Consider the following 13679-nt stretch of genomic DNA (forward strand, 5'->3'; position numbering starts at 1 on the left):
ACAGAAAAAGCCGACGCGCATCACAGGCTTTATCTGCAATCCGCTAAGACCATCACACTTTTCCCGATTTCATGCCGTTCCTCCGCTTTCCCTCCGCGCGCAATACAGACAACCCTGGCCGCAGTTTTTATGCTTTAGTTACCGCGACTCGCTGAGGCTTCTGGCAAAGCGCTGCAGGCGCTCCGGGCTCAGCAGCAGCGGCAGGAACAAAGGGCCGCTGACGGGCGGGTTCGCCAGCCAGCGCGCCAGGGTGTCGGCGTAGTGCAGCAGGCGCTGCTGATGCTTCTGCAGGGTATCAGCGGGCAGGCTGCTTGCGCCGTAGTGGTCAAGCCACAGCACGTCGGTGACGGCGGCAGCCACATGGGAAAACATCTGGCTGTAGATCTCCGCGCTGCGCCAGGCGGCCAGCAGGATCTCCAGGGTGTCGTCCGGACAGGTCATGCGCGGCATCAGCTCCCGCAGGTTTTGCAGCGTGCGTGATGCGAGGAAGCAGGCGGCCTCTTTTTCCAGCGCCACCCGCTCACGCTGCTCTTTGCCAGCCGCAGGATCGTCAGCGGGCATCAGCGGCTGCCAGGCGTGCAGCCAGTTGGCGCTGCGGGTATCCATATGCAGCAGCTGCTGCGCCTGGGCAATGCTCTCCGGGATCTGGCTCTGGTAGTGCAGCCGTCGGCCAAGAAAGTTTGGCGTTTTACACAGCCAGTCGTAGCTGGCGTGGACGATAGTCGCGAGCTGATGTTTGTCCTGCAGGGAGCGAAAGCCCAGCTGATGATGCTCGGCCCAGCGCGTAAAAGCACCGGGCAGCGCCGCATCGGCGGCCTGGTTGGCGGCAGAGAGGCCGAAGAGGTTGATGGCGTTGACGGAGTCCATCACCCGGCTGTCGGGCAGCCACTGCCAGCTCACCCGGGAGGTGATGGCTTCGATTTCGTTCTCTGCGGCGCTGAGCGCCCAGCTTAAGCGGCCGCCGATCTCATCGGCCAGATAGCACGGCAGCGCGGTCCAGCCGTAGCCGGTGCCGAAGAGATCGTACTCGATCCACTTTTTATGCCCCGGCAGGGTAGCGATGTGCGGGTGGTTGGCAAAGCCGGGATGGTAATCCAGCTCGGTGGCTTTTACCGATGCGCGCACGTCGTCCGGGAGCGTCGCCAGCATGTTTGAGAGCTGCTGCCGCGGCCAGCTGTTGTCGATAAAGTCGCGCAGGATGAGCTTCTTTCCCCGGGCGCGCAGCAGGCTCCAGACATCATGCAGGCTTTGCTGCCAGCGGCTGGTCTGAAAGTCCGGCGTCGTCAGGCTGAGAATAATTCCGCCGAGATGGGGCAGCGCAGGTAATAACGGATGCAATATCGCGGCATAAAAATGCTGCCAGAAATCGGGCGCGCTTTTTTCGTCGAAGGTCAGTTCAGGAAATTTACGCTTAATAATGTCGTCATTGGGCGCGGCCTCACCCTGAAGCCAGAACGATAAATTATTTTCCGCCAGATAACTGTCGACCCGCTTTAAATAGTGCAGGGCGTAATGTTGCTGATGAATAAGGTTCTCGACGTTGAGTTTCTGGCTTAACGGCGAGGGCGTCGCAAGTACTGAAAGCAGTTCCTGTTGGTGCAGGATGATGCCGGTGAAGCCGTGCTGTTTCGCGCTTTTTACGCCCTGAATAAACCAGGGCCAGTGCCAGATAAAAGTGCTGTTCAGCTCCATCAGTTGATGGGGAATACGTTTCATTGCGTCACCTTGCTGATATTTATTTCGCTATTCAATCGAGGATGCCATGAAAAAATATGCTCTGGTCGGAACCGGCGGTCGCGCGGGTTTATATATTTCCGCCATCGGTGGCGCCTGGCGGGAAAATGCCAGACTGGTCGCGTTCTGTGATACTAACAAGACGCGCATGCACTACGCTAACCAGTTATTAAAAAACGAAGGGGCGGCGCCGGTTTCCACCTGGCAGGCAACCCAGTTTGAAGAGATGATCCGCGAGACGCGTCCCGATGTGGTTATTGTCACCACCATGGACCGCACCCACGATGATTACATCGTGCGCGCGCTGCACGCCGGATGCGATGTGATCACCGAAAAGCCGATGACCATCGACGAGCAGCGCGCCCTGCGCATTCTCGACGCCATCGAAGAGACCGGCCGCACCGTGCGCGTGGCCTTCAACTACCGCTACGCCCCGCACCACAGCAAAGTGCGCGAACTGCTGATGCAGGGGGTGATTGGCAAGGTGACCTCCGTTCACTTTGAGTGGCTGCTCAACACCGAACACGGCGCGGATTACTTCCGCCGCTGGCACCGGGAAAAACGCAACAGCGGCGGCCTGCTGGTGCATAAATCCACCCACCACTTCGACCTGATGAACTTCTGGCTCGGCAGCTACCCGGAGCGGGTTTACGCCGAGGGCAGCCTGCAGTTCTACGGCAGGGAGAATGCTGAGCAGCGCGGCGTGACGCAGTTCTACCCGCGCGCCCACGGCTTTGCCGAAGCCAAAGACGATCCTTTTGCGCTGAATATGGCAGAGAACGCGCAGCTTAAGGCGCTCTATCTGGACGCCGAGCATGAAGATAACTACTTCCGCGACCAGAGCGTGTTCAGCGACGGGATCACCATCGAAGACACCCTGTCGGTGCTGGTGAAATACCAGAACCAGGTCCAGCTCACCTACTCCCTCAACGCCTATCTGCCGTGGGAAGGGCTGAACGTGGTCTTTAACGGCACCGAAGGGCGACTGGAGATGAAAATCGTCGAGAAGTCCTACGTCAACGCCGGGGGCGAACGGGAAAACGAGGGCAGCCTCGAGCAGTGCGATCTCACCGTCTTCCCGATGTTCGCCGAACCCTGGAGGGCAGAGTTCAGCCTCGGCGAAGGGGGCCACGGTGGCGGCGACAACGCCATGCTGGCCGACCTGTTTGGCACGCCGGGAGAGGATCCGCTCCAGCGCGCGGCCGACCATCGCGCCGGCGCCATGTCCATCCTCACCGGGATTGCGGGCAACATCTCCATGCAGCAGCAGCGCCCGGTGAACTTCAAGGAGTTTGAGCTGGTTTCCCGTCTGACGAAACGTTAAGAGCATGACAAAGGCGCGGCAGAAGGCTGCGCCGTTACTCACCTGTTTACGAATAAAAGTCCCGGAGAAAAATAATGAATAAACTCCTGTCAGGTGTCATCGCATCGCTGTTATTTTCCTGTACCTCTGTCTGGGCGCAGTCGCCCGTTGAATTACGCATGTCGTGGTGGGGTGGCAACAGCCGTCACCAGGCCACATTAAAGGCGCTGGAAGCCTTTGAGAAAGCCCATCCGGAGATCAAAGTGAAGGCCGAATACACCGGCTGGGACGGACATCTTTCGCGCCTGACCACCCAGATGGCGAGCGGCACCGAGCCGGATGTGATGCAGACCAACTGGCCGTGGCTGATTATTTTTCCAAAAACGGCGAAGGGTATTACGACCTGGATAAGCTGAAAGCGGAGCTCGATTTAAGTCAGTACCAGGCGCAGGATCTGCAGTCGACCACGGTGAAAGGCAAGCTCAACGGCCTGCCGATTTCGGTCAACGCTCCGGTCTTTTATTATAACGACGTTACCTGGCAGAAAGCCGGGCTGGCGTATCCTAAAACCTGGGATGACTTCTTCGCCGCCGGGAAGATCTTCCAGCAGAAGCTGGGCAACAACTACTACCCCTACGCCATGGTCGATCAGGATGTCATTCTGCTGCTCAATGCATACATGATGCAGATCCATCAGAAGCCGATGTTCAACAGCGACGGCACCTTCGCCTGGAACGACGCCCAGTGGGTCGAGGCCTTCGGCTTTGTGAAGCGCCTGAGCGACGACCACATTCTGCCGTCGCCAAAAACCCTCTCCTCCTACGGCAAAGGCAACCTCTATGAGATGAAGCCGTGGATCAACGGCGAGTGGGGCGGCCTGTTCACCTGGAACATCACCATCCGCATGTTTGCCAACAATATGACGCCACCGGCGAAGCTGGTGCTGGGCGACTACGTGATGCAGCCCGGCACGCAGGAGTCCGGGGTGTACTTCAAAACGGCGCAGATGCTGTCGGTGGCGAAATCCACTAAACACCCGAAAGAGGCGGCCATTCTGGTGAACTACCTGCTCAACGATCCGCAGTCGGTGCAGGCCCTGGGGCTGGAGCGGGGCATTCCGCTCAACAAGGCGGCAAAAACGCAGCTAACGGAGAAAGGGGTGATTGACCCGGGCGATCCGGTAATTGCGGGCCTGCGTCAGGCGCAGTCGCTGCACACCACGGTCGTCGCCACGCCCTACATCGAAGATTTGCAGGTGATCGACCAGTTCAGCTCGGCGCGGGAAAAGCTGGAGCAGGGTCAGCAGCCCGCCCAGGCCGCGGCGGATTTCCGCCAGAAGGTGGAGCGGATTGTGCGCAGACTTAACCGTTAGCGTATTGCCCGGCGGCGCTGCGCTTGCACGGGCCTACGGTTCTGTAGGCCGGGTAAGCGCAGCGCCACCCGGCAATAAAAGTCTCAGAACATCAACCAGCCCACCAATGGTGCCACCAGCACCATCACCACGCCGGAGAGCATCATCACCAGGCTGGCGACAACGCCCTCCTGCTGGCCCAGCTCGTAAGAGCGGGCGGTGCCTGCGCCGTGGGATGCCGCGCCAAATCCGGCCCCTTTCGCCATCCCTTCGCGGATGGAGAGGCGCAGAAAAAGCATGTCCCCTACCGCCATGCCAAACACCCCGGTCACCACCACGAACAGCGCCACCAGATCCGGCTGTCCGCCGAGCGGTTTTGCCGCCGCCAGAGCAAACGGCGTGGTGACGGAGCGTACCGCCAGGCTGCGCTGGATCTCATCCGACAGGGTAAATAACCGCGCCAGCCAGACGGAGCTGGTGACGGCCACCACCGTGGCGGTGATCACCCCGGCAGAGAGCGACATCCAGTGGCGTTTGATCACCGCGAGATTGTCGTACACCGGCACCGCAAAGGCGATGGTCGCCGGGCCCAGCAGCCACAGCAGCCAGTGCGCTTCACCGATATAGTTCTGCCAGGAGATATGGCCCCACACCAGCATCATCACCAGCAAAATCGGCGTGAAAACCAGCGGCATCAGGGGCAGTTTGCGAAAGCGGCGATAGAGGCGTTTGTTGGCGAAGTAGATCGCCAGCGTCACCACCAGGCAGAGGACGCTGACCTGAAAGTTAGTCATGTTTCTGCCTGCTGATTTCGAAGCGGTACACTTTATCCACCACCCACGCGGTCGCACCCAGCACCATCAGGGTGCTCAGAGCGATCACCGCAAAGATGCGCCAACCATCCACCATCAGCAGCTGAACGTAATTGACCACCGCCACCACCGCCGGAACGAAAAACAGCAGCATCTCGGCCAGCAGCCAGCGCGAGCCCGCTCGCACCCAGTTGAGAGGAATAACGCGACAGAGGATCAGGCTGAACATCAGCAACATCCCGACCAGATTGGCCGGCAGCGGCAGGTGCAGCCAGCTCACAAGATATTCAGCGAAGACAAACAGACCCGCATAAAGCAGTACCTGAACCGGTACCTGGAGTCGTTGCACGACGGCAGGCGTAACGCGACTTAGCGCCACGGTCATGGGAGATTTCCTCAAAATGAGATGAAGCGCCAGTATAGTCAGCGCCCGTAATTCACTGAAATGAATTAAAATCATCAAAGGTATAGTTTCGAGGAATAGTCATGGACATACGCACGTTGCGTTACTTTGTCGAAGTGGTCCGCCAGCAGAGTTTTACCCGCGCCGCGGAGAAGCTCTTTGTTACCCAGCCCACCATCAGCAAAATGCTAAAAAACCTCGAAGATGAACTGAACTGTACCCTGCTGATCCGCGACGGCCGCAAGCTGCTCTTAACCGACACCGGGCGCGTGGTGTTTGAGCGCGGGCTGGCGATCCTGGCGGAGTTTCGCCAGCTGGAGGCGGAGCTTGGCGACATCAACCACCTGAACAAAGGCGTCCTGCGCCTCGGCATCCCGCCGATGGTGGGCATGATGATGGCCGGGCCCATCAGCCTGTTTCGCCAGCGCTATCCCGGCGTGGAGCTGAAAATTTCTGAATTTGGCGGCTTAACCGTCCAGCAGGCGGTGATCAACGGCGAGCTGGATCTGGCGATGACCGCCCTGCCGGTGGAGGAGGACAGCGGCCTGACCGCCCTGCCGCTGTTCAGCCATCCGCTGTGCGTGCTGGTGCCGCGCTCCGGCAGCTGGCTGAAGCTTGATGCCATCAATCCTGAACTGCTGGCCGAGCATCCTTTGCTGATCTACAACGAAGATTTTGCCCTCAGCCGTCAGCTGATGCAGCTGTTCAACCAGCACGGCGTCAAGCCGCGCATCGCGGTGCGCAGCGGGCAGTGGGATTTTCTGGCGGCGATGGTGCAGGCGGGAGTCGGGATCGCGATATTGCCCCAGCCCATCTGCGAGCGGCTGGATAAAAACACGCTGCGCTGGATCCCGCTGCAGAGCGATCTGCACTGGCAACTGGGGATGATCTGGCGGGAAGGGGTGTACCTGTCGCACAGCGCCCAGGCATGGTTGAAATGTTGTGAGGGGTTTTGGGCCCCCTCACCCTAGCCCTCTCCCCATAGGGGAGAGGGAAAAAGCCGCACCGTGCCCGATTATCCCCTCTCCCCTATGGGGAGAGGGTCAGGGTGAGGGGTATTCGCGGCTACTGCTTCTCTATCAGCAGCGCTTCCATCAAATCGAGATCGTGCAGCAGTTTTTGCAGCGTCTCGTTGCTGATCTCCCGGGTGGCGCGCAGGTGGTACAGCTCCGCGCGTTCAGCGCGCAGCGCGGCCAGGCGGAAGCGGCGTTCGAGGTTCTCCTCCTGCAGCGAGCTCTCAACGTCATTGCGGCCATCCGCACGGCGGCGCAGGTTACCAATCACCCGCGAGCTCACCTCTTTCAGTAGCTGGGTATCGATGTTCTCTTCGGTATCGGCCGCCAGACGCTCCTCCATCTTCTGAATGGTGACAATCGCCACCTCAGCGGTCGCTGCCCGGGCAATGCGCGCCTCTTTATGCTGCTGGACGTGGTCGGCCACCTCCATGTGTTGCATCAGGATCGGCAGCATCACCACGCCGACAAACAGCGAGAACAGGATCACCCCCGCCGCCAGGAACACCAGCTCGTAGCGCGCCGGGAAGACGTCGCCGGTCGGCAGCAGCAGCGGAATAGAGAGCACACCCGCCAGGGTGATCGCCCCACGCACACCCGCAAAGGTCGAGATCAACAGCTCGCGCGTGGTCCAGGAGCCAAACTCCATCGGTTTCTTTTTCAGGAAACGCACGCTGAAGTTTTTCATCGTCCACAGCCAGCCGAAGCGCACCAGCATCAGCGCGGCGTAAATCAGCACGATGTCGGCAAACAGCATCCAGGTTTCGACGTTCGGGTCGGCCTCTGCCGCCACCAGCGAGGATTCGAGAATGCCCGGCAGCTGCAGGCCCAACAGCAGGAACACCATGCCGTTAAAGACAAACTCCAGCATCGCCCAGGTGCTGTTGGCGCGCAGGCGCATCGCCAGCGGCGCGGTACGCATCACGCCGGAACGGGTGATGGTCATCCCCGCCGCCACCGCGGCCAGAATGCCCGACACGCCAATATGTTCCGCAATCAGATAAGAGGCGAACGGCAGCAGGAACAGCAGGACAATCTGCGTAGCGGGTTCATCGCCGCCCCAGCGGCTGAGGAAGCGCAGCGAACGGCCGTACAGCCAGCTCACCACAAACCCGGCGAGGATGCCGCCGATTGCCACTTTGAAGAACTCGACGGTAGCGCCGCCGACGGTAAAGATCATCGTGCCCATCGCCACGGCGACGGCAAACTTCAGGGCCACCAGGCCGGAGGCGTCGTTCATCAGCGCCTCGCCCTGCAAAATCCCCATGATTTTTCGGCATCCGTCCTTCACCGACGATGCCGGACAGCGCCACGGCATCGGTTGGCGACAGCACCGCCGCCAGCGCAAAGGCAGGTATCAGCGGGATACCCGGCACCACCCAGTAGATGAGAAAACCGATCCCCACCACGGTGACAACCACCAGCGCCAGCGCCAGGCCGAAGATCTCGCGCCCGTGTTCGAGAAACTCGCGCGTGGGCGTTTTCCAGCCGTCGGCAAACAGCAAAGGAGGAATAAACAGCACCAGAAACAGTTCCGGATCAAACTCGACATGCAATCCGAACGTCGGCCACGCCAGCAGAGCACCGATGGCAATCTGCATGAGCGGCAGCGGTAGCTGAAAGGGCAGTACGCGGGTGACTACCCCGGAAAGTGAGACCACAAGGGTCATGATGAGTATTGTGAAGAAAATTTCCATGCGTTCCCTGTTTGCGATGATTCGGTTCGTTTAGGCCATTGGCATCGTGCCTTAATGTACCTTTCCCAGAGTAACGCATAAGACAACGAGATGTGTTCTGAAAATAAAAACGGGCGGCCTGAGCCACCCGTCTTTTTATGCAGTTGACAGCTTAGATCGCCCAGCCGCCCGCGTAGAACGCCACCAGCGCGACGGCAATCACCACCGTACCGATGTTCAGCTTGCGCCATTCACCAGAAACCACACGGCCAATCACCAGGGAGGCGAAACCGATCATGATGCCGGTAACGATGTTACAGGTCAGCACGATGAATACCGCCGTGATCAGGCCAGCCATCGCATCAACGAAGTCGGCAAAATCAATTTTCGCCACGTTGCTCAGCATCAGCAGGCCAACGTACATCAGCGCAGGGGCGGTGGCGTAGGCCGGAACCAGATACGAGAGCGGGGCAAGGAACAGGATCAGCAGGAACAGCACGCCAATGGTGACAGCCGTCAGACCGGTTTTACCGCCTGCCGCGGTACCCGCCGCCGATTCGATGTATACCGCCGCCGGGGCTGCACCCACCAGGCCCGAGAAGACGCTGCTCAGGGAGTCGGTGGTCAGCGCTTTGCCGCCATCGATAATCTGACCGTCTTTATCCAGCAGGTTAGCCTGACCGGCTACCGCACGGATGGTGCCGGTGGCATCGAAGACCGCGGTCATTACCAGCGCCAGCACGCTTGGCAGCACCACCGGATTCAGCGCGCCCATGATATCCAGGCTGCCGATCAGCGATTTGCCGTTTTCGTCACTCAGGGAAGGCATCGCGAACACGCCGGAGAAGTGCACGGCAGGATCGAAAATCAGGCCAACAATGGAGACGCCAATGATGGTCAGCAGGATGCCGCCCGGCACTTTCAGTTTTTCCAGACCGATGATGACCGCGAGGCCAATCAGCGACATGATCACCGGGAAGCTGGCGAAATTACCCAGCGCAACCGGCAGACCGTCCAACGGGTTTTTGATAACCAGGCCCACGCCGTTAGCGGCAATCAGCAGCAGGAACAGGCCGATACCGATCCCCGTTCCGTGCGCAACGCCCTGCGGCAGATTGCGGAGGATCCAGCTGCGGATACCGGTGGCAGAGATAATGGTAAAGAGCACACCCATCAGGAACACGGCGCCCAGCGCAACCGGGACGCTGATCTGCTGGCCCAGCACCAGGCTGAAAGCGGTGAAGGCAGTCAGCGAGATAGCACAGCCGATCGCCAGCGGCAGGTTAGCCCACAGGCCCATCACGATAGAGCCGACACCGGCAACCAGACAGGTAGCGACAAAGACTGCCGCCGGTGGGAAACCGGCTTTGCCCAGCATGCCCGGCACGACGATCACCGAGTAGACCATGGCCAGGAAGGTCGTCAGACCGGCAACGATCTCCTGACGTGGGGTACTGCCGCGGGCAGAAATTTTAAAGAAGGCGTCGAGTGAACCGCCGGTACGCGCAGATGGCGTAGACATAGAAAACATCCCCTGAAAATTATAATTGTCGTCTGTCAGCGTGACGGACACTCCACGACCGGCAAAACGTCATATCCATGTGCTGCGTTTATGACAAATAGGGGCGTCATAAAAAAAGCAAACGTTTAGCTTTGCGCTGACAAAACGGGTGTCGAAATGAAGGCAAACGATTATCCGGTCTAAACGCGGGCTTTTTCAACTTAACTTTGACGTTTTTCGCCAAATTACGTGCGAGGCGGTGAAGAAGTGAGCAGAGTATGCGCAAACGTTATCGTGAATGCGCAATTTGATAACATTTTCATGGTTCGCCAGGGATTTCGAACGGACCGCCCTGCTGGATCGCCCGCTGCCAGGCGGGACGCATTTCGACGTTTTTCTTCCAGGCTTGCAGGCGAGGCAGATCCTCTATACCGCCACGTTCCAGCAGGGCGAAAACGGGAAAGCTCATCTGCACGTCCGCCATGCTGAGATGATCCCCGGCAAACCAGCGGTGATCCGCAAGTGAGGACTCCAGAAAACGGGCGTGGGTTTCCAGCTGACGGTTGAGATACGCCTTCTGCACCCCCTGCCCCAGCACCTTGCCAAGCGAACGCAGGCCAAACGGGATAGGCGGCTTACCCAGGCTGGAAAAGACCAGCTTCATCAGCAGCAGCGGCATCAGCGAGCCTTCCGCGTAATGGAGCCAGAAACGGTATTGCAGCTTCAGCTCGCGATCCTGCGGCTTTAGCTGCGAGCCCTGGTCGTAAGTCTCCTGCAAATATTCAAGGATAGCGCCCGATTCCGCCAGGATCAGGCCGTTGTCCTCCAGCACCGGGGATTTCCCCAGCGGATGGACTTTGCGCAGCGTGGCGGGGGCCATCATGGTTTTATCGCGCTGATAACGAACGATCTGGTAAGGCAGAGAGAGCTCTTCCAGCGCCCAGAGCACGCGCTGCGATCGGGACTGATTGAGGTGGTGGACCGTAATCATCGATATCTCCAGTTAGCTGTACTCACTAACTATAGAAAATTGCACAACCCGGCGAAAAAATTTTGCCGAGATTTTGCGCGATGAGGCTGGAAAACCTGATGCCGCGGCCTAGACTTAAATTGTCAGCACAAACCGGAACCTCCACCAGATGCTCGACTGAGGGGTGTTGATGTCGGGGGAAACCCTCCTGTGAACCAGCGGGATAGAGAGAAAGACAAAGACCGGGAATAAACTAAAGCGCCCTGTTGTGGCGCTTTAGTTTTTTATGCGCCGGGCTAATCCTCTTCCAGCAGTCGCGCGCCGGTTCCCTGCTCGCCCAGTTTATCCCCCGGGTTACGCAGCGGGCAGTCGCTGCGCGACAGGCATCCGCAGCCGATGCAGCCATCAAGTTCATCACGCAGCGCCACCAGGGTATGAATACGCCGGTCCAGCTCATCGCGCCACTGGGAGGACAAGGCTTTCCACTCCTTCGCACTCAGGGTATGTCCCTCCGGCAAAATGCCGAACGCCTCGCCGATGGTCGCCAGCGGAATGCCAATGCGCTGGGCGATCTTAATGATGGCGACATAGCGCAGCACGTCGCGGGTATAGCGCCGCTGGTTGCCGGTGTTGCGGATGCTCTTAATTAACCCTTTGCTTTCATAGAAATGCAGTGCGGAGACCGCCACGCCGCTACGCCTTGCCACCTCGCCCGGGGACAGCAGCGGTTTAATCCGCGGTAATTTCTTTTCCATAAAACCTCTTTACCTCAAGTTAACTTGAGGAATTATACTCGCCCGCAGACAAAACCACGAATCAACCGATACAGGTGTATCCAGAGAGAGGCTACTCTATGTCGCATCAACAAATTATTCAGACACTTATTGAATGGATGGATGACCATATCGATCAACCTTTGAGTATCGATGTGGTGGCTAAGAAGTCGGGTTACTCGAAGTGGTACTTACAGAGAATGTTCCGCGCCGTTATGCACCAGACGCTGGGCGAGTACATTCGTCAGCGCAGATTATTGCTGGCTGCCCAGGCGCTACGCACCACCCAGCGGCCCATTTTTGATATCGCGATGGATTTAGGCTATGTCTCCCAGCAGACCTTCTCCCGCGTCTTCCGCCGCGAGTTTGATCGCACCCCCAGCGACTATCGCCATCAGCTCAACTAGTGGCTATGGGCAAGGGCTGCCGCGACGGGCTGATGTTGCCAGGTCATGAAATCCTGCGGTGACATCGCCCTGGCAAAGTGCCAGCCCTGGCAATACTGCACGCCGCGCTTGTTCAGCCACATTACCTGCTCAACGGTTTCCACCCCTTCCGCGATGGTTTTCAGGCGCAGGCTCTGGGCCATTTCGATAATGTGCTCGACGATGAGATGGCTGGTGCTGTTGGTGGTCAGCGTATCGATAAAGGTCTTGTCGATCTTCAGGATGTCCACGTTCAGCGAATAGAGGTTGTGCAGGTTGGAATAGCCGGTACCAAAATCGTCAATCGCCACTTCGTATCCCGCCTGGCGGAAGGCCTGAATCACCGGCGTGGTTTTGGGAACGTCGATAAAACCGCGCTCCGTTACTTCGATCTTGATCTGCTGCGCCCGCACGTTGTAGTGCCGGGCCTTATCGGTGATCATCGCAATCAGGCGTGAAGAGTGGAAGTCCGTCGCCGAGAGGTTAATGGAGATATAGAGATGCGGGTTACAGGCCAGGAAATGGCCCAGATCGTTGAATACTTCTTCTACGACGTAGTCGGTGATACGTTCACTCATCCCCTCTTTTTCTGCCAGCGGGATAAACTCTACCGGACTCATTACCGGGCCGTTAAACCCCGGCCAGCGTAACAGCGCTTCTGCCCCTACACACTCATTGGTTTTGATGTCGATAATCGGCTGGTAATGCAGACAAAGCTGTCTCTTATTTAGTGCCCGATGCAATAAGCGACCCGGCGAATTAAATTCGCGTCGCGTTCGTGACCACATCAGTAAAATAATAATGCTGCTGATCATCCCCAGCGGCAGAGTTAATGTTGCCTGATGATAAAGCACTTCATAAAAGCGCTGACTGGTGGTGGAAACAATCGCGGCAATCGGACGTTTGTCCGAGCGAACGATGGTGTAAAAGCGGCCTTCGTTCTGGAAAATAGCGTCATTATCACCAGTCAGCTTTTTTAATTCATTTTCATTGGCCTGTTCGCTGATAGAGAAAAAATCGTTATTCACCGTGTCAAATACGCCCCATGCCAGGGAGCGGTCTGATGACATCACTTCGCTATAGGTCAGGGGATTAACCACCACCACATAATTATCGACCTGCATATAGGTCATTTTATATCCCGCGTAAAACGGCGTATCGCGATAATAATAGATAGAGACGTCAGGCGCGCGTTGGTAATTGGCAGCAGAAATTATATAGGGGTTTTCAGGGGTGCTGGTCGTTGAACAGAGAAACTCTTTACCCTGGGCATACAGCAGGTCGGCAATGTAGAGTCGTCCACGGACAACATTTAACATATATTGCCGGTGTTCCGGTGTGCAAATATCACCCGAGTATTTTTCCGCCTCATGACGGGCCAGTTCAACCTGCTGAATAACCAGTTCAGTTTTGTCTAAAGCAAGGGCAGCAAATGAGCGAAGTTGACTGCTTGTTTCGTTGACCGCGCGTTGCTGAGCAAACCATAGCGCAAGCATCACAGGTAGCAAAACTACCATGATAACCCCGACTATCTTCAGCACCTTGTCCCGTGCGTTACGATTCATTTCCGCCCTATTATCCCTGCTTTTTATGTGCCTGTAGTCATGAAGGCCGGATGCTTTGCTAAACAGGTGATTACGTTGCATGAATCATGCGAAGTTAGCAACTGACTTTTAACGCCAATAACCTAATATTTAGTTATGCCGATAATATTTGTC

At 57.7% G+C, this 13679-nt stretch carries 10 protein-coding genes and 2 pseudogenes; 4 read left to right on the forward strand and 8 right to left on the reverse strand.

What is annotated here, in order from left to right; translation table 11 throughout:
- Positions 1-138: 138 nt before the first annotated feature.
- Positions 139-1716 (reverse strand): hypothetical protein, encoded by a 1578-nt coding sequence (locus K5I40_RS10475; protein ID WP_223074502.1) that lies wholly within the window; start codon positions 1714-1716, stop codon positions 139-141.
- Positions 1717-1762: 46 nt separating this feature from the next.
- Here K5I40_RS10475 and K5I40_RS10480 point away from each other — a divergent pair, with 46 nt between their 5' ends.
- On the forward strand, positions 1763-3058 hold the full coding sequence (locus K5I40_RS10480) for a Gfo/Idh/MocA family protein (RefSeq protein ID WP_223074503.1): 1296 nt from the start codon (positions 1763-1765) through the stop codon (positions 3056-3058).
- A gap of 74 nt (positions 3059-3132) precedes the next feature.
- Positions 3133-4409, forward strand: a pseudogene (locus K5I40_RS10485) (ABC transporter substrate-binding protein).
- A gap of 83 nt (positions 4410-4492) precedes the next feature.
- Here K5I40_RS10485 and K5I40_RS10490 read toward each other — a convergent pair.
- Positions 4493-5182, reverse strand: coding sequence for an LrgB family protein (locus K5I40_RS10490; protein WP_039031958.1), 690 nt, complete (start codon positions 5180-5182; stop codon positions 4493-4495).
- Positions 5175-5585, reverse strand: coding sequence for a CidA/LrgA family protein (locus K5I40_RS10495; RefSeq protein WP_039031957.1), 411 nt, complete (start codon positions 5583-5585; stop codon positions 5175-5177). Before K5I40_RS10495 ends, K5I40_RS10490 begins: the two co-directional genes overlap by 8 nt.
- A gap of 101 nt (positions 5586-5686) precedes the next feature.
- Between K5I40_RS10495 and K5I40_RS10500 the strand changes: the two genes are divergently transcribed.
- On the forward strand, positions 5687-6574 hold the full coding sequence (locus K5I40_RS10500) for a LysR family transcriptional regulator (RefSeq protein WP_039031956.1): 888 nt from the start codon (positions 5687-5689) through the stop codon (positions 6572-6574).
- Between the two features lie 94 nt (positions 6575-6668).
- Here K5I40_RS10500 and K5I40_RS10505 read toward each other — a convergent pair.
- The 4 genes and pseudogenes from K5I40_RS10505 to soxR all read right to left on the reverse strand — a co-directional run bounded on the left by K5I40_RS10505 (position 6669) and on the right by soxR (position 11518).
- Positions 6669-8313: pseudogene (locus K5I40_RS10505) on the reverse strand (Na+/H+ antiporter).
- A gap of 151 nt (positions 8314-8464) precedes the next feature.
- On the reverse strand, positions 8465-9814 hold the full coding sequence (ghxP, locus tag K5I40_RS10510) for a guanine/hypoxanthine transporter GhxP (protein WP_039031954.1): 1350 nt from the start codon (positions 9812-9814) through the stop codon (positions 8465-8467).
- A 298-nt stretch (positions 9815-10112) separates the two neighbouring features.
- Positions 10113-10784, reverse strand: coding sequence for a glutathione S-transferase family protein (locus K5I40_RS10515; RefSeq protein WP_223074505.1), 672 nt, complete (start codon positions 10782-10784; stop codon positions 10113-10115).
- 275 nt (positions 10785-11059) lie between these two features.
- A complete protein-coding gene (soxR, locus tag K5I40_RS10520; RefSeq protein ID WP_039031952.1) occupies positions 11060-11518 on the reverse strand; it encodes a redox-sensitive transcriptional activator SoxR in 459 nt (152 codons plus the stop codon).
- Positions 11519-11616: 98 nt separating this feature from the next.
- Here soxR and soxS point away from each other — a divergent pair, with 98 nt between their 5' ends.
- Positions 11617-11943: a superoxide response transcriptional regulator SoxS gene (soxS, locus tag K5I40_RS10525; protein ID WP_039031951.1), complete on the forward strand. Its 327-nt coding sequence runs from the start codon at positions 11617-11619 to the stop codon at positions 11941-11943.
- Here the strand turns inward: soxS and K5I40_RS10530 are convergent.
- A complete protein-coding gene (locus K5I40_RS10530; RefSeq protein ID WP_223074506.1) occupies positions 11940-13526 on the reverse strand; it encodes an EAL domain-containing protein in 1587 nt (528 codons plus the stop codon). The genes soxS and K5I40_RS10530 overlap by 4 nt on opposite strands.
- Between the last annotated feature and the right edge of the window lie 153 nt (positions 13527-13679).

The organism is Leclercia sp. LTM14 (assembly GCF_023736175.1).
Lineage (GTDB): Bacteria > Pseudomonadota > Gammaproteobacteria > Enterobacterales > Enterobacteriaceae > Enterobacter > Enterobacter barmai.

Excerpts from the sequence above, each read along its gene's own strand:
- K5I40_RS10475 (WP_223074502.1), bottom strand. The coding sequence starts at position 1,716 with ATGAAACGTATTCCCCATCAACTGATGGAGCTGAACAGCACTTTTATC.
- K5I40_RS10480 (WP_223074503.1), top strand. The coding sequence starts at position 1,763 with ATGAAAAAATATGCTCTGGTCGGAACCGGCGGTCGCGCGGGTTTATAT.
- K5I40_RS10490 (WP_039031958.1), bottom strand. The coding sequence starts at position 5,182 with ATGACTAACTTTCAGGTCAGCGTCCTCTGCCTGGTGGTGACGCTGGCG.
- K5I40_RS10495 (WP_039031957.1), bottom strand. The coding sequence starts at position 5,585 with ATGACCGTGGCGCTAAGTCGCGTTACGCCTGCCGTCGTGCAACGACTC.
- K5I40_RS10500 (WP_039031956.1), top strand. The coding sequence starts at position 5,687 with ATGGACATACGCACGTTGCGTTACTTTGTCGAAGTGGTCCGCCAGCAG.
- ghxP (WP_039031954.1), bottom strand. The coding sequence starts at position 9,814 with ATGTCTACGCCATCTGCGCGTACCGGCGGTTCACTCGACGCCTTCTTT.
- K5I40_RS10515 (WP_223074505.1), bottom strand. The coding sequence starts at position 10,784 with ATGATTACGGTCCACCACCTCAATCAGTCCCGATCGCAGCGCGTGCTC.
- soxR (WP_039031952.1), bottom strand. The coding sequence starts at position 11,518 with ATGGAAAAGAAATTACCGCGGATTAAACCGCTGCTGTCCCCGGGCGAG.
- soxS (WP_039031951.1), top strand. The coding sequence starts at position 11,617 with ATGTCGCATCAACAAATTATTCAGACACTTATTGAATGGATGGATGAC.
- K5I40_RS10530 (WP_223074506.1), bottom strand. The coding sequence starts at position 13,526 with ATGAATCGTAACGCACGGGACAAGGTGCTGAAGATAGTCGGGGTTATC.